The 19,389-nt window shown below is 38.6% G+C and carries 19 protein-coding genes and 1 other annotated feature; of the genes, 13 read left to right on the top strand and 6 right to left on the bottom strand.

The window, feature by feature from the left end; all coding sequences use genetic code 11:
- Positions 1-76: 76 nt before the first annotated feature.
- Both AACL61_RS05745 and brnQ read left to right on the top strand, forming a co-directional pair.
- Positions 77-1,312, top strand: coding sequence for a DUF2325 domain-containing protein (locus AACL61_RS05745; RefSeq protein ID WP_339111116.1), 1,236 nt, complete (start codon positions 77-79; stop codon positions 1,310-1,312).
- 63 nt (positions 1,313-1,375) lie between these two features.
- Positions 1,376-1,615: a binding site (T-box leader), on the top strand.
- A gap of 51 nt (positions 1,616-1,666) precedes the next feature.
- Positions 1,667-3,040: a branched-chain amino acid transport system II carrier protein gene (brnQ, locus tag AACL61_RS05750; RefSeq protein ID WP_339111117.1), complete on the top strand. Its 1,374-nt coding sequence runs from the start codon at positions 1,667-1,669 to the stop codon at positions 3,038-3,040.
- Between the two features lie 72 nt (positions 3,041-3,112).
- On the opposite strand, the gene AACL61_RS05755 is transcribed toward brnQ, so the two are convergent.
- From AACL61_RS05755 to AACL61_RS05765, 3 genes are all read right to left on the bottom strand, one after another.
- Positions 3,113-3,706 carry a glycoside hydrolase family 73 protein gene (locus tag AACL61_RS05755; protein ID WP_102816337.1) on the bottom strand — a complete coding sequence of 198 codons (594 nt, stop codon included), beginning with the start codon at positions 3,704-3,706 and terminating at the stop codon, positions 3,113-3,115.
- A gap of 76 nt (positions 3,707-3,782) precedes the next feature.
- Positions 3,783-4,562: a putative ABC transporter permease gene (locus tag AACL61_RS05760; RefSeq protein WP_102816338.1), complete on the bottom strand. Its 780-nt coding sequence runs from the start codon at positions 4,560-4,562 to the stop codon at positions 3,783-3,785.
- Positions 4,563-4,602: 40 nt separating this feature from the next.
- Positions 4,603-6,144, bottom strand: a complete 1,542-nt coding sequence (locus tag AACL61_RS05765) for an ABC-F family ATP-binding cassette domain-containing protein (RefSeq protein ID WP_020843382.1) — start codon at positions 6,142-6,144, stop codon at positions 4,603-4,605.
- A 199-nt stretch (positions 6,145-6,343) separates the two neighbouring features.
- Between AACL61_RS05765 and AACL61_RS05770 the strand changes: the two genes are divergently transcribed.
- From AACL61_RS05770 to AACL61_RS05815, 10 genes are all read left to right on the top strand, one after another.
- Positions 6,344-6,856: a helix-turn-helix domain-containing protein gene (locus AACL61_RS05770; protein WP_339111118.1), complete on the top strand. Its 513-nt coding sequence runs from the start codon at positions 6,344-6,346 to the stop codon at positions 6,854-6,856.
- Between the two features lie 808 nt (positions 6,857-7,664).
- Positions 7,665-7,889, top strand: coding sequence for a helix-turn-helix transcriptional regulator (locus AACL61_RS05775; RefSeq protein ID WP_020843384.1), 225 nt, complete (start codon positions 7,665-7,667; stop codon positions 7,887-7,889).
- A complete protein-coding gene (locus tag AACL61_RS05780) occupies positions 7,858-8,481 on the top strand; it encodes a DUF3278 domain-containing protein (protein WP_102816341.1) in 624 nt (207 codons plus the stop codon). The genes AACL61_RS05775 and AACL61_RS05780 overlap by 32 nt, the downstream gene beginning before the upstream one ends.
- An 817-nt stretch (positions 8,482-9,298) precedes the next feature.
- A complete protein-coding gene (locus AACL61_RS05785) occupies positions 9,299-10,327 on the top strand; it encodes a C40 family peptidase (RefSeq protein WP_019252924.1) in 1,029 nt (342 codons plus the stop codon).
- Between the two features lie 524 nt (positions 10,328-10,851).
- Entirely contained in the window at positions 10,852-11,847 is a 996-nt protein-coding gene (gene trpX / locus AACL61_RS05790; RefSeq protein ID WP_102816343.1) for a tryptophan ABC transporter substrate-binding protein, read from the top strand.
- Positions 11,844-12,743, top strand: a complete 900-nt coding sequence (locus tag AACL61_RS05795) for an ABC transporter permease (RefSeq protein ID WP_003665032.1) — start codon at positions 11,844-11,846, stop codon at positions 12,741-12,743. Before trpX ends, AACL61_RS05795 begins: the two co-directional genes overlap by 4 nt.
- Entirely contained in the window at positions 12,736-13,500 is a 765-nt protein-coding gene (locus AACL61_RS05800) for an ABC transporter ATP-binding protein (protein WP_003669785.1), read from the top strand. The genes AACL61_RS05795 and AACL61_RS05800 overlap by 8 nt, the downstream gene beginning before the upstream one ends.
- A 65-nt stretch (positions 13,501-13,565) precedes the next feature.
- Positions 13,566-14,129 (top strand): cadmium resistance transporter, encoded by a 564-nt coding sequence (locus tag AACL61_RS05805; protein WP_003669784.1) that lies wholly within the window; start codon positions 13,566-13,568, stop codon positions 14,127-14,129.
- 47 nt (positions 14,130-14,176) lie between these two features.
- Entirely contained in the window at positions 14,177-14,509 is a 333-nt protein-coding gene (locus AACL61_RS05810) for an ArsR/SmtB family transcription factor (RefSeq protein WP_102816344.1), read from the top strand.
- 170 nt (positions 14,510-14,679) lie between these two features.
- Positions 14,680-16,002 carry an MATE family efflux transporter gene (locus AACL61_RS05815; protein ID WP_102816345.1) on the top strand — a complete coding sequence of 441 codons (1,323 nt, stop codon included), beginning with the start codon at positions 14,680-14,682 and terminating at the stop codon, positions 16,000-16,002.
- Positions 16,003-16,072: 70 nt separating this feature from the next.
- Here the strand turns inward: AACL61_RS05815 and trxA are convergent, their stop codons facing one another.
- The 3 genes from trxA to AACL61_RS05830 are packed head-to-tail and all read right to left on the bottom strand — an operon-like array spanning position 16,073 to position 18,086.
- Positions 16,073-16,390 carry a thioredoxin gene (trxA, locus tag AACL61_RS05820; RefSeq protein ID WP_003669309.1) on the bottom strand — a complete coding sequence of 106 codons (318 nt, stop codon included), beginning with the start codon at positions 16,388-16,390 and terminating at the stop codon, positions 16,073-16,075.
- Between the two features lies 1 nt (position 16,391).
- The gene (locus AACL61_RS05825) at positions 16,392-17,147 is read right to left on the bottom strand and encodes a TerC family protein (RefSeq protein WP_102816346.1); all 756 of its coding nucleotides are present in this window, start codon (positions 17,145-17,147) and stop codon (positions 16,392-16,394) included.
- A gap of 18 nt (positions 17,148-17,165) precedes the next feature.
- Positions 17,166-18,086: an RluA family pseudouridine synthase gene (locus tag AACL61_RS05830; protein ID WP_102816347.1), complete on the bottom strand. Its 921-nt coding sequence runs from the start codon at positions 18,084-18,086 to the stop codon at positions 17,166-17,168.
- A 146-nt stretch (positions 18,087-18,232) separates the two neighbouring features.
- On the opposite strand from AACL61_RS05830, the gene AACL61_RS05835 reads away from it, so the two are divergent.
- Positions 18,233-19,150 (top strand): magnesium transporter CorA family protein, encoded by a 918-nt coding sequence (locus tag AACL61_RS05835; protein ID WP_003669776.1) that lies wholly within the window; start codon positions 18,233-18,235, stop codon positions 19,148-19,150.
- Positions 19,151-19,389: the final 239 nt, after the last annotated feature.

The raw sequence follows: 19,389 nt of genomic DNA on the forward strand, positions 1-19,389 counted from the left end.
ACACTTAATTACTGACATCACGCTAACGAACTGCTATTATTAAAATTAGTAACTTATTTTAAGAAAGGAAAACAATATGGAAGTTTATGATTATCGTCAAGAATTGATTGACCTCTTAAATAATACCGCTGGTGATCCACAAAGCTTACTGCAGACACAGCGGAGTCTTGCCACCATTCTTAATATTTTAAATTATTATCAAGAAAGCAAACCCGTTAAACAAAATGCACCACGGTTTGTTCAACGCAAAATTCAATCATCAAACGAGTTGCCTCCGCAAGCACGCAAAACATTGAAGTCACTGCTTACTGGGCCTGCTAATGATGAAGAAAAATCAACATCAATAACAAGCCCCGCTACATCTTCTTCAGTTGAAGCACCAAAAGAAATTACTGAAGAAGAACGCCTAGCAGCTGACAATCGCTACTTAGTACATCGAAAATTAAGCGGTGCCGAGATTAACCACCGTTATTATCCGGAAGCAATTTTGCATGCATTACCATTTTCCGTTGAGGATGGGGATATCGCCCAACTAGACTATGAACAAAAGGTCCGTGGCCTTCCAGTTATTCGGCGGATCACCGGCGACCATCTTAGCGATTACACTCCTGAAAAAGTCAATGTGATTGAATATGGTGAATTAAAGCGCGTACCCGGTTCTGATGTCCTTCAACTGAGTAAAACAATTAAGGGTAACTCAATCGTTGACGAAGCGCCAGAAAATACCATCGTAATTGATCCTTTTAAATACCCTGGTCGTGATATTAAGCCAGGAATGGTTATTGATTTTGCCTACTATGATCGAGGAAATGGCCTAACTGATGCCAAAGATGGCGCGATTCGCTGGATTCATGAAAAGCAAGATTATGATACAACTAAGCAACCAGCTAAACCAAAAGTTGTTAAAAAGCCTGCTAATCCTCGTCATGATTATGAAAAGAAACTTGATTATGACCTCCATCAACGAAAGGTACTTGTTATTACCGGAATCCGTAGCAAGGTTAAGGGTCTTAAACCAGTCATTGACAAACACCACGGTCTGTTCCGCGGATTAGATGCGTCTGCAGAAGAAAAAGTCTCTAGCAGTAAATTAAAACGCAAAATTCGGGATGCGGACTTTGTGATTGTCTGCATCGATGCAATTCACCATCGGATTAGTCAACTCGCCAACCATCACGCTAAACGTTATGAGAAGCCACTCGCCATTGCAAATGTTACTTCTAATACTGCTGTTGAGCGAGCCATTGCCCGGGCATTAAATGGTGATCCTGCATACGCCGAAAGCAGCGAAGATTTGAAAAATTATAAATAATTTTTAATTTACTGTTGACTTTTATGAGAAACAGGTTAATATTAATGACAACAATTTAATTATTCGATCGCAATGAGAAAGAAGAGTATGTTAGACGATAGCTTCAGCGAGTCTCGTTTGGTGTGAGGAGACAGTTTTAACTCTAACTGAAAATCACTTTCGAGTCTACAGCTTAAATACCAGTAAGCTGTAGTGGTTACACCCATTATCGTGTCAGCGTATCGCCATTATGGCCGTACGTGTGAGGTATTGTTAGCAATAGCAGTACAATGATAGGGTGGTACCACGCTCAGCGTCCCTTAGCCAGTTTGGCTAAGGGACTTTTTTGTTGGGATCAGATTAGGAGGAGAAAACATGCAAGATTTAACATCGCGCAAGTTAACATTCAAAAACTATTTAGTTGTTGCATCATTGCTTTTCGGTTTATTCTTTGGGGCCGGAAACTTGATTTTCCCGTTACACCTTGGTCAATTAGCTGGTAGTCATTGGGGACCAGCTGCAGTTGGCTTTCTGATTACTGGAGTTCTTTTACCACTTCTATCAGTTCTCGCCGTTGCTGTTACGCGTGCAGAAGGGGTCTTTGATATCGGTCGTCCGCTTGGCGTTGGTTTCGCCTTAGTATTCATGGTTCTTATCCACGCTACGATCGGTCCATTATTCGGTACACCCCGAACTGCTACTGTTTCATTCACAGTTGGGCTTGCCCCATTCGTTGATAAACAATATCAATCCCTTGCCTTGCTATTATTCTCAGCATTATTCTTCGGGGCGGCCTTCCTCTTCTCATACCGGGAAAATGATATCCTGGCTAACATCGGAAAAGTATTAAATCCCGTCTTCTTAGCCCTTTTATTCCTTGTCTTTGTCGTTGGTTTCGCTCGTCCGCTTGGTAATCCTGCTACCGCACCGACAACTAGTGCTTATGTTCACGGTGCGCTCACTAACGGGTTCCTTGAAGGGTACAACACTATGGATGCTCTTGCCGGTCTTGCATTTGGGGTAACAGTGGTAACCGCCGTTCGTTCTATGGGACAACGGTCAGCAAAAGATGTATCCAAAGTTGTTGCAAAAGCTGGTGTCCTCTCAATGGGTGCCGTTGCTTTTATCTACTTATTACTAATCCTTCTTGGCGCAATGTCTCTTGGTCGTTTCAAAGTTTCCCCAGATGGTGGAGTTGCCTTTAACCAATTAGTTAATGCTTATGCCGGTGCATTCGGACAAGTTGTACTAGCATTCTTGTTAACTGTTACTTGTTTAACGACGGCTGTTGGTTTAGTTGCTGCTTTTGCTCAAGACTTCCATAAGCACTTTCCAAAAGTTAGCTACCATACATGGCTTGCCCTCAGTTGTCTCGCCTCTTTCCTTACTGCTAATTTTGGCTTAGACCAAATCATCGCTTGGTCAACACCAATGTTAATGTTCCTTTACCCATTATCAATGGTGCTTATCCTTTTATCTGTGACATCACCACTCTTTAACCGTGATGGCGTTGTCTACTTCTTCGTGGTCCTTTTCACCGTTGTACCAGCTCTCGGTGATATGGTTGTTGCCTTCCCAGCGGTTGTTAGCCAAAGTTCATTTGGTTTATCTGTTGCCGCTTTGCGAAATAACTTACCACTTGCAAGTATGGGATTATCCTGGCTTGTTCCAGCACTTGTCGGCTTAGTCCTTGGTCTCTTAGTTCACTGGTACCGTCATCAACGGGTTGCTTCAAGCGAAGTACATTAATAAGTGTTTTATAGGTTAAAAAAGCGTGAGAAATAGCTCATTACAAGAGTCGTTTCTCACGCTTTTAAATTATTATTTAACATTATCGTATTGGGCAAGATTAAACTTCTTAATCGCATAGATCAGCTTGCTGGCATAATCTGGATCGGTTGCGTAACCATTCCGCTGTAATTCGTAAGCTGCCTGTTGATAAGTTTTTGCTGTTTGTACTCCATGGAAACGTGCATGATTATCAGCAATTCCATTTACAATGAGCAATGTGTGCGCATTAATTGAATCAGCCCAGCTATTGTAAACCGTAAAGTATTGTTTTACTTGAACATTTTTACCACGAATATTTTCGGTAGTATACATTTGCACCTTTTCGTCGTCACTATTAGCCTTAATTCCAAATAAGTTATTGTATTTATTCGCTAACCGGCTCCGACCCCAGTTCGATTCAAGTCCTGCTTGCGCAATCGTAATGCTAGCCGGGATATGATATTTCTCCTGTTCACGTTGAGCAGCTGGTGCAATCTGACGAACAAATTCATTGACGGTTATATCTGTTGGGTGGGTCTCACGTTGAATTTGGGGAGATTCGTGGATAATAATCGCCACAATCCCAAATAAAATAATCAAAAACGCAAGCACACTTCCACAAATGATTTTTGTTTCTTTTTTCAAGATGTGTCTTTCCTTTTTATGAATTTGACGCTATTATAACCACTTCACCATGAGAAAGCGAGAATTTACAATAATCTTATTTACTTTTAAGATCATTTTTATAGTTATTAAAGTATTTACTATCAGTCATCTTCAATTTAGGGAAGCTCTTGATTAGCCGGCGATGATTCCAGCTTAGTTGCTTGCCAGCTCCCTCTTTGTTTAGATGTTGAGCAAAGTGCCGTTGCCAATCTTGAAGGCGATCTTTAATTGCCAATTTATCCTTAGGAGCTGCTTTTTCAAGTCGATCCAGCAGTTTCTTTCTGTACGCGGCTGCTCGTTCATCCCATTGCTGAGTTGTAATATGGAATTTTTCCACACTAATAACGCTGAGGATAGTGTCAGTTCCCATCACGAGGACAATAATTAAGGCAAGTATCCCGTGAGTCCATGATTCTTCCCAATTAATAATCCGCTGAATAAATGGCTGAACAAACTTAACCAGCAAAACAACGCCAATCCCCCAGAAAAATGAAATTTGGGGAGCAACTCTTCCTTGAATGTTTCCTTTTAGATGCGAATAGTCCCATAGTTTCATATGAAAAACCTTTTCAAGAAACCAACTTGCTACATATTCAAAAATAGAAGCTACAATAAAGCCGACTATAAATAATAGCAAAATACTATTTTGAAAAGGATATGTTGTGATTAAAATAGTTGTAACTGCAAAGCCATAAACTGGGCAGTAGGGACCAAACAAAAAACCACGATAAGCAAAATGATGGTCCTTAATCGAGCAGTAGCAAGTTTCCCATAGCCAGCCAATAAATGAATAGGTAAAAAATAAGACAATGATTTCAGAAAGTGAATAGGGCACTCGTTTCCCCTCCTTTTTGAATTCATTGTCTCATATATTTCTATTTCAAGCTAAGTTTTTCAACGTTAAGGATCTTATCAAGCCATCCTTCAAAGAATCCTTGTTCGTGACTAACTAAAATTAAATTTCCCGGGAAATCTTGCAGGGCTTTCTTCAACCCTTCCTTAGTCTCGTCATCTAGGTGATTTGTCGGTTCGTCCATGATAAGAAAATTACATGGGGTTAATTCAAGGATTGCCAACTTAACTTTCGTCTGCTCGCCCCCAGACAAAAGGTTCATTTCCTTCATCGTGTTGGCGGCGTTGATTCCGGCACGCGCAAGTTTTGTCCGAATCGTCCGTGGCTGCATTGTTGGGAACATATTTTGAATTGTTTGCAATGGTGTAAGGGTTGGGTCATCCCACTCCAAATCTTGGTCAAAGTAATTTATCCGGGCTGATGGGGAGAAGGTTGCTGTTCCGCCTAATGCTGGAATTTTCTTTAAAATTGATTTAATCAAAGTCGACTTACCAACCCCGTTAAATCCAGTGAACAATAATTTTTCACCCATTGTCATCGAGAAAGTTACCGGTGCCAGTAATGGTCGATTATAGCCAACTGACAATTTTTCTACCCGTAGCGCATTCGCTGATCCGGTATTTTCATACGGAAAATGGAAAGTTGCTTTTAGATTATCTTCGGGGGGATCAATTTTCTTCATTCGCGCAAGCATCTTTTCACGCGATTTAGCCATAGTCGACTTTGAACCGGCCTTGTTTTTCCGAATAAACCGTTGCGCCTTTTCAATCACTACTTGCTGCTTCTCATATTCCCGCTCTTGGGCCTCCTTGCGCTCTTCCTTTTGCCGCATTGCTTGTTGGAAGCTTCCGCGGTATTTGGTAATTTTACCAAATGACACATCACAAATGGTATTCGTAACTTGTTCAAGGAAGTCATAGTCATGCGAGATAATCATTGCGGCACCATCAAAATCATTAAGATAGTCGATTAACCATTCAATGTGAGCCGTATCAAGGTAGTTTGTCGGTTCGTCTAGTAAGATGACATCTGGGTTCTCCAATAGCATCTTCGCAAGGATAATCTTTGACCGTTGTCCCCCACTCATCTCAGAGACAACATGATCCTTACCGATATCAGTTAATCCCAAACCATTCATTACCCGCTCTACTTCCGTTTCAATTTCATAGAAGTTATTAGCATCAAGTTTTTCTTGGATTCGGCCTGCTTTGGTGAGGAGCTCATCATCCATCTTTTCTGCATAATCCGCATAAAGCTTATTCATCTGGTCGTTAAGTTGATAAAGTTCCGTGAAAGCAGTATGGAGGAAGTCAATCAATGTCATCCCCGCCGGAATATCTACATACTGGTCTAAGTATCCAATCTTGACCCCTTTTTGCCATTTGATAGTGCCATCGACCGGGAGAGTTTTCCCGATCAAGATTTTAATCAAGGTACTCTTCCCGGCACCATTTTGCCCGACAATCCCCATGTGTTCGTGCTTTTCTAGTTGAAAGCTGGCATCTTCATAGAGCTTTTTATCGGCATAGCTCATTGTCAAGCCTTCAACATCTAATACTGCCATTCTATTCTCTCCTCTTTTTCTTACTTATTACGAGCTAAAACTGCTATCCATACTATCATATTTTAGGCCCGAGCTTCAATTTATTGGGATAATTACAATAATGTCACGTGTCTGTCGTCTCTTTGTCATAAAATTGTCGTTGTCATCGTCACTAAAAATAAGTATTCTATGATAAAAATTACTAAGGCAGGGAAAATCCATGATTAACAATCAAATCAAAAAGCTAAGAATTGAAAAAGGATTATCACAGGAGCAGTTAGCTGAAAAAGCCAATATTTCTGTTCGAACTGTTCAACGATTAGAAGCAGGAAACGATGGTAGTATTGCCACTCTTAATCTCATTGCAAATGCCTTAGGGATTAAGGTGAGTGAGCTCTTTAATGAAGAAACTTCTTCACAACAACAAGCAAAAATCCAATCCGCTAATAGTCAATTACAATATCAACTTCATGAACGTCGAAAAGAGTTCAAGACATATATCCAATTCTATTCAGCTTGTTATGTGACCCTCATGATCATTTGTGCCCTCTTATTAAACATAGTTGATGACAATGATAACTTATCATTACTAATTGGAGGTAGCTGGGTAATCGTATTAGCAATCATGAGACCGTTAAAAAGATGGCTTATTATTAATATAATTGACCCAAAACTTGATGAAAAATATCCGCTAACAATTAATAAAATCGATAAAGATAAGGATCCAAAATAGGAGCTTCAATTTATTAGAACAATTCCAGCAAGTAACTTATTTTCTAAAGTTCTTGATACAATAACTATGCAACAAACCTTTGCTAGTTTTATTTTGATAAATCTCATATACTTAATAAACAAAAGCATCTAAAACTTACTAAGTAAGCTTCTCACTCGAATAGTATTAGCGACTACTTAGGAGCCTTAGTATTCAGACTAATGAATATTTTTCAGAAATACATATTTAAATAGAGCTCATTCTATTAAACAGAGATTAAGAAGAATTCAAAATGTTACTATTCCAACTCCACGATATGATTAAGCATAATTATGAACACGGCTTATACTCTCAAGATTACACTTTTAAATCGAACAATTCCAACCCCTCTAAAATTAAGGATTTAAAGAACTTATCTGACTTTCAAATGGGAAAACATCAAGCATACGAAGATTATCAAATTAGCAAAAAATTTAGATTTTATCCGAAATTACCATTTGTACTTTTAAACTTAATTTCTGGAAATAGAATGCAAGAAGTCATAAGTTTTATAGATGGATATAACTATGAAAAACATAGACTTAAAAATAAATAATCTAAAATTCAAGGATTATTTTTAGCTGTATTTACAGGTTAAGAAAATCTTCTATGAATATAGATTCCTTCAGTTAACTTACTAATGGATTAATCATATTTATTGGACATGGAAGCAACAATGCACTTCTATGTCTATTTATTTTTGTCATATATAATTGACACTAAATTTAAGTAATGATAAAATCTCTAATATAGATGTCATATATATATGTCATAAGGAGGGACCAAATATTTGAACCGTGTTAAACAATTTCGAAAAGATCAAGGATTATCCCAGTTAAAGCTAGCTCAAAAAATTGGAGTAGCTCGTCAAACTATCAACTTAATCGAAAATAATAAGTATAATCCCTCGTTAGAACTTTGTATTAATTTAGCTAAAGCATTAAATACTGATCTTAATTCACTATTTTGGGAGGAACATACGGATGAAAGAAACAATCAGCACCAAAATCATTAAGTGGTTTTACGATATTCATGGACCATTAGATGAATATCGCCGCAATGAACTCAATCGAATCGGTAATAATATTGCCATATTTTTATTATCAATAAATCTATTATTAAGTTTTATTGCTAGCCTTTTAATGCTTAATACTAATAATTCTGAACTTACTCTTGATATCGTAGTAAGCGTCCTACTATTAACTGTTTTCGCTTCTTCAGGCTATATTCTATATGAAACTAAACGACATCATTTAACAGAAATTGATGTTGAAGCCAAACAGGAGGGCAAGACTAAACAAAAATTTATTAAAAGAGCAATTGGCTTAGGAATTTACTTTGCAATTGTAATGTATGGATTAACAATCCTTATCGATTGGCTGCCTAATAAAGGGGCCTTAATTCCATTACTTACAGAACCTTCTACAATTAGTAGTGCTATTTTCAGTGGCCTTATCTACGGACTATTAATGGGTACTTGGGAAATACATCAAATTAAAAGTGATCCTAATGATAAAAAGGCAACTCAAAATCATTTACATCAAAAGTATTGGTTAATTTTATTTATTATTATCATTATTACTAGTCTTCTGTTAATGCATAAGTAATCATATTTACAAAAAAGGAAGATAGTAGTTCGTGCGTATGCTGAAGAAAAAGGAATTATTCCAGATACTGCAAAAACCTTTGATACTACTGACGACACAATGAGGGAGCTTTTCAATGACAAATAATAATTGAAAATTTAGTTTTAACCGTCAATTTCAACTTGATATTGATTTTGACTAACACATTTCTCGATTTTATTTTAGTTGTTTTCTCAATTTTAAATACTTATCAATTGAGCGCCCTAATTCAAACACAGAGCCTATAAACAAAAAATTAACAATTGCGTTTAACCAGCTCCACGGAATGATATTTCTTAAACACAATCCAGCAATTGTTAGTATTATCAAAGATGAATAAATGCAAAAATCGCTTCTAAGCTCTTTTATTTCCTTTTGAATCTTATCATTATATTTCATCATAATAGTTCCTTTCTCGGGAAGAATAATTGTATCTAGTCATAATACCATATGCCAATGTAGATACCTTAACAATATCTCCTTAATTTATTAGGAAGAAAAAACTTGATTGGATTGATTTTAGTTACAGAAAAACAACCTAAGATTAATTTCTAACCTTTTCTGCTATACGCCGTAGTCTCAGCGATTTCTCAAGTATAGAGAATTTTTATTCCAATACTTTTCTCTTTAAATTATTGCAGCAATTTAACAATTATGTAACAACCGCCACCCTTAAGAGATTTTTCATATCTTCTTCACAATATCATCATATAGTAAAAGAGTGCACAAATTAGTTGCATGCATAAAAGAAAAACAAACAATAATTCAGGAGTGAATAATTATCGCTAAGAAAAAAACAATGTCAAAAGTCCTTGCTGCTGCCTTAGGTGCTGCTGGTGCATTAGCTGTTGCTAACACTGCAAGTGCTGACACACAAGTTCAAGTACAATCAGGAGATACAGTATGGGGATTCGCTCAACAATACGCTACTACTGTTGATTCAATTTCTACTGCTAACCAATTAGCTGACCCTAACGTAATTTACGTTGGTCAACAATTAGTTATCCCATCTTCTGCTATCAGTGCTGCTTCTGCTGCCGCAACAGTTGCTGCACCTACTGCAACTGATAACGCTACTGCTAGTCAAGCAGCCGTTGAAACTACTGAAACAACCGCTGCATCAACTACGCCAGCTGTTTCTACCACAAACGCAAGCAATGTAGCCGACCAAGCACAACCAACAACAGTCGTATCTGCTGCTTCTGATAACAATACTGCTGCTCAAGTTAGTGTTGCATCCCAAGCTCCAGCCCAAGTAAGTGCTGCTTCTGCTACTATTAACGTTGCTCAAACTAGTGCTGCAAATACTAACAACAACGTTACTACTTTAGCGGCTACTACTAACACTGCAGCTCCAACACAAACTACATACGCTGCTACTGAAGCAGTTGCTACTCCACAAAGCAACACTACTGTTCAAAGTACTGCTGCTGTAACTGCTACTCCAGCAACTTCAACTGCTGCTGGCCAAGGTAATGGTTCTACTGCTAATGCGGTTGCCGTTGCTCAAGCACAAATTGGTACTCCATACGTTTGGGGTGGTAACCAACCAGGCGGATTTGACTGCTCAGGATTAGTTCAATATGCATATGGTCTTGGTTCAAACTACCGGACTACTTACCAACAAACTAACCTTGGTGCCCACCACAGTGATATCCAAAACGCTCAAAGTGGTGATCTTTACTTCTGGGGTCCAGATAGTGCTCCTTACCACGTTGCAATCGCTACTGGTAATGGTGGTTACATCCAAGCTCCTACACCAGGTCAAAACGTTCAAACTGGTAACATCAACTACTACACTCCTAGTTTCTACATCAGCATGAACTAGGATACGAGTAGTACAATTACTGGAGAGTGGGAAATAACCTCCTCGACAAGGCGGTTGGCTAAGCTAGGACGATGATTAGCACGGCACGGGCTGATTATCGTTCGTACTTAGACTCGAGCCTTGTGGTTATTTTCCACGTTATCTTATTATGTGTTCATAAAAGCAGTTGAGGCTGAGAGAAACAAAAGTTTTCTCCCAGCCTCCTTTTTTCTTAGCAAATTTTAATAATTATATTGACAGCTTTATTATCATTGGTTATACTTAACAACAATCAATTATGTAGGGAGTAAGTATAATGAACGTATATCAAACTATCAACGTTAATACTCGTTGGCAAAGCCGGTAATTCAGGTTGTTTCGTCATGGATGCGACCTGAAGAACAGATTGCATCTGTGCCGGCTGAGTTTGATGTTCATTTCAGTCCGCATGGATCCACATGCGGACTTTTATTTTGCCTTTCAAAAAGCGAGGGTCCGTCATGTGGGCTCTCGTTTTTTTATTATTTTGTGAGGTGAGATTTTAGATGAAAAGAATGTATAGTTTAATTGCAATTATTATCGCTTTCCTTTGTTTCGCATTCTTTAGAGAAAACAATGGATTCGTAACTAAGCAACGAATTCCAAAAGTTGGTGTATTAACCTTGATGCACCACCCAGCGTTAGATGAGATTTACAAAGGATATGTTGATGAATTGGCAAAGGAAGGTTACCACAACGGTAAGAATATCAAGATTGAGTATCAAAATGCGAATGGTGACCAAAGTAATCTTAAAACAATGGCTTCAAAACTTGTTGATGATAACTCAACTGTTCTTTTTGGAATTACGACCCCTGCTGCTCAAGCATTAGCTAATTCTACTACCAAAACACCAATTGTACTTGGCGCTGTTACTGATCCAAAAGCAGCGGGACTAGTTAAAAATAATCAACACCCTGGCGGCAATATCACCGGAGTATCTGACCAAGCACCAATTCGCGAGCAACTCAATTTGATCAAGCAATTCATGCCGCGAATGAAAACACTGGGGATCATCTACACTTCAAGTGATGCTTCAGCAGTAGCCGGTTACCACCAAATCAAGCGTGAATGTCGCAAGATGAATATTAACTTAAAGGCTTATTCAATTGCCAACAGTAACGACTTAAATCAGGTTTCCGAACAAATGCTTAGCCAGGTTGATGCAGTAATTGTACCAACAGATAATACGATCGCTGGAGCAATGCAAACCTTAGTTAAGAATGCCGATGCCGCTAACAAACCAGTCTTCCCGGCAACTGACACAATGGTTAAGCAAGGTGGCGTTGCAACTTACAGTGTTAACCAACGTGCTTTAGGTGTCCAAGGTGCAAAGATGACGGTTGCAATCCTCAAAGGCAAGTCAAAACCAGCTGATACTCCGATTGAGTACATGAAGCATGGGACTCCTGTTCTCAACATTAAGCAGGCTCGAAAACTTAATTTACAAATTCCCGCTCAATTTGAAAAGGATGCAGAAACGAAAGGAGAGGCTTACAAATGAATCTAATCGTATCATCAATCGGTCAAGGACTATTATGGGCTTTACTTGGTCTTGGTCTTTACCTGACTTTTAGAATTCTTGATTTTGCTGATATGACTGTTGAAGGGACTTTCCCTCTTGGTGCTGCCAGTGCTGTCGCTGCAATCACACATGGCATTAATCCCTTTCTGGCAACTTTAATTGCGATTGGGGCGGGAATGCTCGCTGGTTTGATCACTGGATTGCTCTACACTAAAGGAAAAATCCCAAGTTTATTAGCCGGAATTCTAACTATGACCGCCGCCTACTCCGTTAATCTCCGTATTATGGGTAAATCAAATGTTTCGTTGCTTGGTCAAAAGACTCTCTTTAGCGGCGAATTCATGCGAAGTCTGCCCCAATACTTTGATAGTGTCTTCTTGGGAATAGTTACGATTGCGATTATTACCGTAATCCTGGTTTTCTTCCTTTCAACTGACTATGGACAAGCTTTTATCGCAACTGGTGATAACCCTGTAATGGCAAAATCATTTGGGATTCATACCGACACAATGGTCATCATCGGCCTAATGGTGTCAAACGGAATCGTTGGCCTTTGTGGTGCGTTGATTGCTCAAAACAATGGATACGCTGATATTAATATGGGAATTGGAACGATTGTTATCGCCCTTGCCTCAATCATTATTGGTGAAGTAGCCTTTGGTGAATTAACGCTTAACCAGCGACTTGTCGCCGTTACTCTTGGTAGTATCATTTACCGAATCATCTTACTTGCCGTGCTACAACTTGGTTTCTCAGCAAACGACCTCAACCTTATCTCCTCAGTTGTTCTTGCAATCTGCATGATGTTGCCACAACTTGAAGAACGCATTCACCTTAAAAAGCCAATTTTGAAAGGAGTCCGGCCTCATGAATAAACCTATTTTGGAATTACAGGGCGTCAAAACCATCGTTAATAAGGGCACATCTAGTGAAACCACTATTCTTAAGGGCTTAAACCTTAAAATCAACGAGGGAGACTTCATTACGATCGTTGGAACAAATGGTGCTGGTAAATCGACCCTTTTTAATGTCATTGGTGGAAACCTACACGCTGACGAAGGAAAAATTTTGCATAATGGACAAGATATTACCAATACGACAGAAGAACAGCGAACAGCTTTCTTATCCCGTGTTTTTCAGGATCCGAAACTGGGAACGGCTGCACGAATGACAGTTGCTGAAAACATGCTATTAGCAACTAAACGTGGTGAACGTCGCCATCTTATTCCCCGGAAGCTCAAAAGCAATATGGACCGTTTCACCAAGCTAGCTGCAACAATGAATAACGGTCTTGAGAATCGCATGAATACAGCTACTGGCGCCCTTTCCGGGGGGCAACGGCAAGCATTAAGCTTTTTAATGGCAACAATCAAACGACCTGACATTATTTTGCTGGATGAACACACTGCTGCTCTTGATCCGCATACAAGTCTAAATTTATTACACGCTACTAATGAACGGATCACTAAAGATCACTTAACTGCCTTAATGATTACCCATAACCTTGAAGATGCCTTGGAGTATGGGAATCGTCTAATCGTGCTTAAAGATGGTGAAATCAAAGCAGATTTTAACGCAGAGCAACGAAAATCTCTTACCCCTGAGAAACTTTATACTTATTTTGAAGGATAGTTTGACTATATATCAAATTCGATATATATTAAGTATATCGAATTTGATATATAGGAGATTTAATTATGAATTGGTGGATCATTTTTATCACATTTCTTGCCGTAAACCTCGATTTCTTTTTCATCTTAATCTTTTTACTCGAAAGGTATAACCTTCGTGATGTAATCATTGGCTATCTTGGTGCCCTTCTTGTTCTGGTTACCATCAGCTTTTTACTAGGAAAAACTCTCGCCATTTTCCTCCCTGAATGGATTTTAGGAATACTAGGGATCCTCCCTATTTACATGGCTCTGCATGACAACGATGAAGACCCAACTCATGCAGAAAAGCACGGCCCAATTATTACCACCTTAATAACCTATCTGGCAGTTTGCGCTGGTTGTAACCTCTCAATTTTCTTACCAATTTTAACGAATCTTACCTTCCAGCAATTTACTCAGGCACTTCTTTTTATCGCAGTCCTTTCAATTGCGATCGTGATTCTCATTAAGGGAATTGGTAATATTACACTAATTAAGCAAGCAATGCAACGTTATAGTGAAACCTTAATGAAAGTTATTTATATCGGTGTTGGTTGTTATGTTTTTTGGGATAGTGGATTAATTACCCACCTTATTCACCTTCTTTAGTTTGGTATAATAATTACTAAACCGATTAAAAGGAGGAGCAGCAACCATTGTCTTCCATACAAGCCTTTATTGATGAAGCTGCTAAAATCTATAAAGTTTTAAGTAATAGTACGCGCTTAAATATCTTATATTATCTCCGGCACTATAACGGTGAAACGGATGTTAAAACAATCGTTAATGACCTTCACCTTGCGCAACCGATCGTCTCAAAGCAACTCGGTATTTTGTATCGCTATCAGTTAGTCAGTCGCCATAAAGAAGGGACCCGCGTTTACTATGCTTTAGATGATCCTCATGTCATTGAAATGATCGATGATATGTTAAAGCACGTTAAACATGAAATTAAGGGTGAACCTCATCCCCGTAATTTATATAAATAAAGAGTGAACAGGAAACAACCATCAAAAGGGTATTCTCTATTCACTCTTTTTGTTGTTGATTATTTTTCGCTCTTGTGGATAAAAGAATTGAATTAATAAAATAATCAGTCTTTCACTTTGTATTCTGAGTAGCGTAAAATGGTTAGCAGATTGTCAAAAGGAGACTCAAAATGGACGAATTATTTGAACATTCTTCAATCAAGCGGGCATACTTTACGCTGGCCTTACCTGTTGTATTAAGCATGGCTGTAACTTTGATTTATAACATGGTTGATACTTTTTTCGTGGCCAAAACTGGGAATCCCAATTTAGTTGCCGGTGTTTCTCAGGGAGCACCAATTTTTACGTTAATGATTGCTCTTGGGGATATCTTTGGCCTTGGCGGAAGCTCAGTTATTTCCCGCTTATTCGGTGAACACCGTGATAAATTAGCACGTTTTGTCAGTGGCTATTGCTTCTATGCACCGATTATTTGTGGAATCATCGTAACTGCAATAATGATTATCTTTCAAACACCAATTTTACATTTATTAGGTGCCTCGCCAGCTACTTGGCAATATGCACGAGAATATTACTTAGTGATTGCTTGGGGCGCGGTTTTCATTATCTTTGGACTTTCACCAACTAATATTTTGCGAACAGAAGGTCTAGCCATTCAGTCGATGATCGCTAGTATGGTGGGGACCGGAATTAATATCGTTTTAAATCCAATTTTTATTTTTACATGTGGACTCGGTGCAGCTGGTTCAGCGTTGGCTACTGTAACAAGTACTGTTATTGGCGATATTTTAATGATTTATTATTTGCGAACAAAGAGTAAAAAGTTGACGACTTCAATTCATGAAACGAAAATCGGCTGGAAGCTTCAATTTGAAATCTACGCTATCGGAATCCCGGCCTCGGTCACTAACATCATGGCAACGTTTGCGGTTGCGGTAACTAATCGTTACTTGATTGTTTATGGTGCGGATAGTGTAGCTGCCATGGGAATTGCGATGAAAGCAAATATGATCATCAATATGGTAATAGTTGGTTTTGCATTTGGCGCGCAACCCTTGATCGGATACGTATACGGCGCTAAAGATGAGCAACGGTTTAATAAAGTTGTTAAATTTGATATTCAAGTTGTTGCTAGTCTTGCCTTTATGCTCACTATTATTCTTTTCATTTTCGCTCCCCAGGTTATTCGCATTTTCATGAGTGATCCCCAAATAGTAAAAGAAGGTGCCTTGATGCTTCGCTGGCTGTCAGTTTCGACTACCCTTGCTGGTATCATTCTCGTTTTTACAACCATGTTCCAATCAATGGGAAAAGCAACGCCTGCATTTTGGCTCTCATTCTGTCGTCAGGGGTTGATTTTCGGGGTAGTGATTAGTATTTCCGCAAAATTATTTGGTTATACTGGAATCATTGCTGCTCAGGCTATTTCCGATTGTTTAACCTTTATCCTGGCACTTATTTTCTTTTATTGCTATCGTCCGCGTTTTAAATAAAATAGATTTAGACATACAAAAAAGGCCTCTCCCGTTTAAATTTTTCAAACGTTAGAAGCCTCTTATTAGTTTATTCGGTTATTTTTCGTTCAAAGTAATGAGCCAGTTTAGCCTCTGGATAATATCCAGTTACCTTTTCTTTCGCCTGTCCATCCTTAAAAAGGACCAGACTTGGGACGCTCATTACTTTATACCGTTGTGCAATTTCTTGATTTCCATCAACATTCATCCGCACAAACTTGATTTTATCACCGTATTGCTTTTCTAGATTTTGCATAGCTGGTTCCATCATTTTACATGGACCACACCATGGTGCCCAAAAATCAACAACCGTCATTGAGCCTTGAACATCCTTATCAAAGGTCTCAGCTGTTGCATCAATTGCCATTTTATTCTACCTTCTTTTTCTGTGATCTACGTATAAAGTGAATAATAATCGTTACCGCAAAAACAAGCAAGATAAAACTACCGAAAATCCCTGATGGAATCTCGACGTCAATCGCAGGAATCGTTAAGAAGAGTTTAATAGCAATCACAAAGATTAAGATGTATGCCATCGGTTCTAACTCAGGAACTTTGCGCATCAGTTTCATAATAACTTCAGCAATTCCTCGCATACATGCAATCCCAATCAGGCCACCGATTAAGACAATAACCGGATTATTGGAGACAGCTAATGATGCCAAAACAGAATCAATGGAGAAAATAATATCCATAAATTCGATCTGTAAAACAACTGTCCAAAAAAGCTTTCGTCCAGTTAAACGCGTTTTGCCTTCACGGGTCTTTCGCATTGCTCGCTTGCCAAAGAACTTATTATGAAAGTAACGATAGACAAGGTAAATTAAGTAAGCAGCTCCAATAACTTTGATTTCCCAAAAGTTAATGAGATATACTCCGATTCCAATAATTAAGAACCGAAAAACATAAGAACCCCAAATACCATAGAAAAGTGATTCTTCTTGTTCTTTTAACGTTGGTAATACACGTGTCTGAGCCGCTAACACAACAGCATTATCAACTGACAGTAAACATTCGATCATAACCAACGAAAAGATGATTAACCAATCCTGTCCTGATGTAACGACTGTTGTCCAGTTATGTGGATCAAAAAATGGTCCATACAACTTCTCTAAAAGTGACAATTAATGTCCTCCCTTAATTTAAATTTGCTTTTTAGCTAAGTTATATTTTACCAAATAATTTTCGAAATACGACGGTAATGGCGCACTAATATTTAAAGATTTCATTACGAAGGGTAATATGAGTTTTTGCGCCACTCCATGAAGCAGCATCCCCTCTTTTGAAGAAGGATTATAAAGCGGATCGCCAACAATCGGATGACCACTATGCGCCAAATGAACCCTAAGTTGGTGTGTACGGCCGGTTACTAAGCGAAGTTTCACCAAGGAACGTTCACGATTACTTGCCAGTGTATCATAATAGGTCAAGGCCGGCTGTGCGTTTTGCCCGTTTACTTGATGAAGATGGGGATTCTCTGGATTACGCCCAATTGCCCAATCTAGTTTTCCACTCTGGGCCATTTCACCCTCCACTACCGCCAAATATTGTCGGTGAATTTGCCCATCACTAATTAATCGGTTAAGGATTGGGACAACAATTGGATTCTTAGCAACAATTACTGCTCCACTCGTTTGTAAGTCTATCCGATGGACCATATAAGCATTATTTTGACTATGCGCTAAATAGCCTGCGACATCATTCATTAATGTCCCTGTTTCGCCATGGTAATTAGGGTGTGTTTTTTGTCCCCGCGGTTTATTTACCACTAATAAATCGCGATTCTCATAGAGGACCTCTAAGTGTGATTGTGAAGACGGAATATAATCATTTGCGGTGGGGGTACGAATTTCATCACCACAAAATAGCAACTGAATATTATCATTTCTTCCCACCAGTTCATTCATTGACCGATATTCACCATTAACAAGCACTGTCCGCCTAATTCGTAAATAGTGAATTAACCGACTAGGAAGCAGCCATTGATCATGCAACAACTTGCGCAATGGTTTCGCCACCTGGTCATCAGTTAATTTTTCATTAATTTGCCATCGATACTTCATTTTACTCACCTCTCTTTCGCCTAAATTCTGATAAGATTATTTTACTGTATTTCCCAGGAAATATTTAGAATATTTTTAAGTCGGTTTACTTTTATCCGATAATAGCGTTGAATAGAGTAAGAGTAAATTTAAGGGGATGGGTACTGATGTTAACAACAGAACAAATTAATGATCATAGCAAATGGATAAGTATATTCGAACCTCTCCCCCATGAACGATTAGATTTAATTGAAAAATATGAGGTTACTCAAGAATTACTTGATTATGCAATTGACCCTTACGAAAAAGCCCGGGTTGAAATTGATCCAGATGCAGGAGTTACATTATTAATTTTCGATGTCTATGTACCAACTCATGCTGTGACTGCTCCACAGACTGCACCAATTGGCATCATGCTCACCGCTAATAATATCATTACTTTTACAAATGCAAAAACTAACTTTGTAAATGGAATCATCGCTAATCAGCTACAATTATTAAAGAAACACGGGGAAAATGACGACAAATTAAACTTAGTGTTCCCAGTTCTTTATCGCCTTTCGACTGATTATTTTGGTCCCCTTCGTCGTGCAGATCAACAGCGACAAGAAATTCAACGAAATCTTCAACGACGAACGGGCCGCCAAGCCATTACTCAATTTATGGAAATTGAAACTGGCCTAGTTTATATTCTTACTTCGCTCAAAGGGAATGTTTCCCTACTTGAAGAATTTAAACGCCGCTTTGGTAACCACATTACTACTAAGCAATATAATGATCTTGACGATGTAATTGTCGAAGCACAGCAAGGGCTAGAAATGGCACAGATGACTTCAGATGTTTCTGCCCGTGTCTCTAATGCTTATAGCAAGGTTCTTGATAGTGATCTAAACCAAACAATGAAATACCTAACCATTTATTCAATTGTTCTCTCAATTCCAACAATTGTATCTGGCTTTTACGGTGAAAACGTCAAACTACCCCTTGCGAACGGGACCTATTCATGGGTTTTTACAATTTTCATTACTATTGTCTTAATGTTGGCATGTGTCATCTTTCTTATTAATCGTCATTGGTGGAAATAAAATAGTGAGTGAAAATTAACCTTCTCGACAAGGCGGTGGGCTAAGGATAGAACGGTGATTAGCACGGTACGGGCTGATTATCGTTCGGACTTAGTCTCGAGCCTTGTGGTTAATTCCCACGATATCTTGTCTAATCGTAGGAAAGAGGGGCTGGGAATTAACTATTAATTCTTGGTTCTCTAACAGTAAAATCCGGACTATGATTTTTGATCGATCAAAAATCGTAGTCCGGATTTTAA

Source organism: Limosilactobacillus reuteri subsp. porcinus (assembly GCF_036621895.1).
In the GTDB taxonomy this organism is placed as follows: Bacteria; Bacillota; Bacilli; order Lactobacillales; family Lactobacillaceae; genus Limosilactobacillus; species Limosilactobacillus reuteri_J.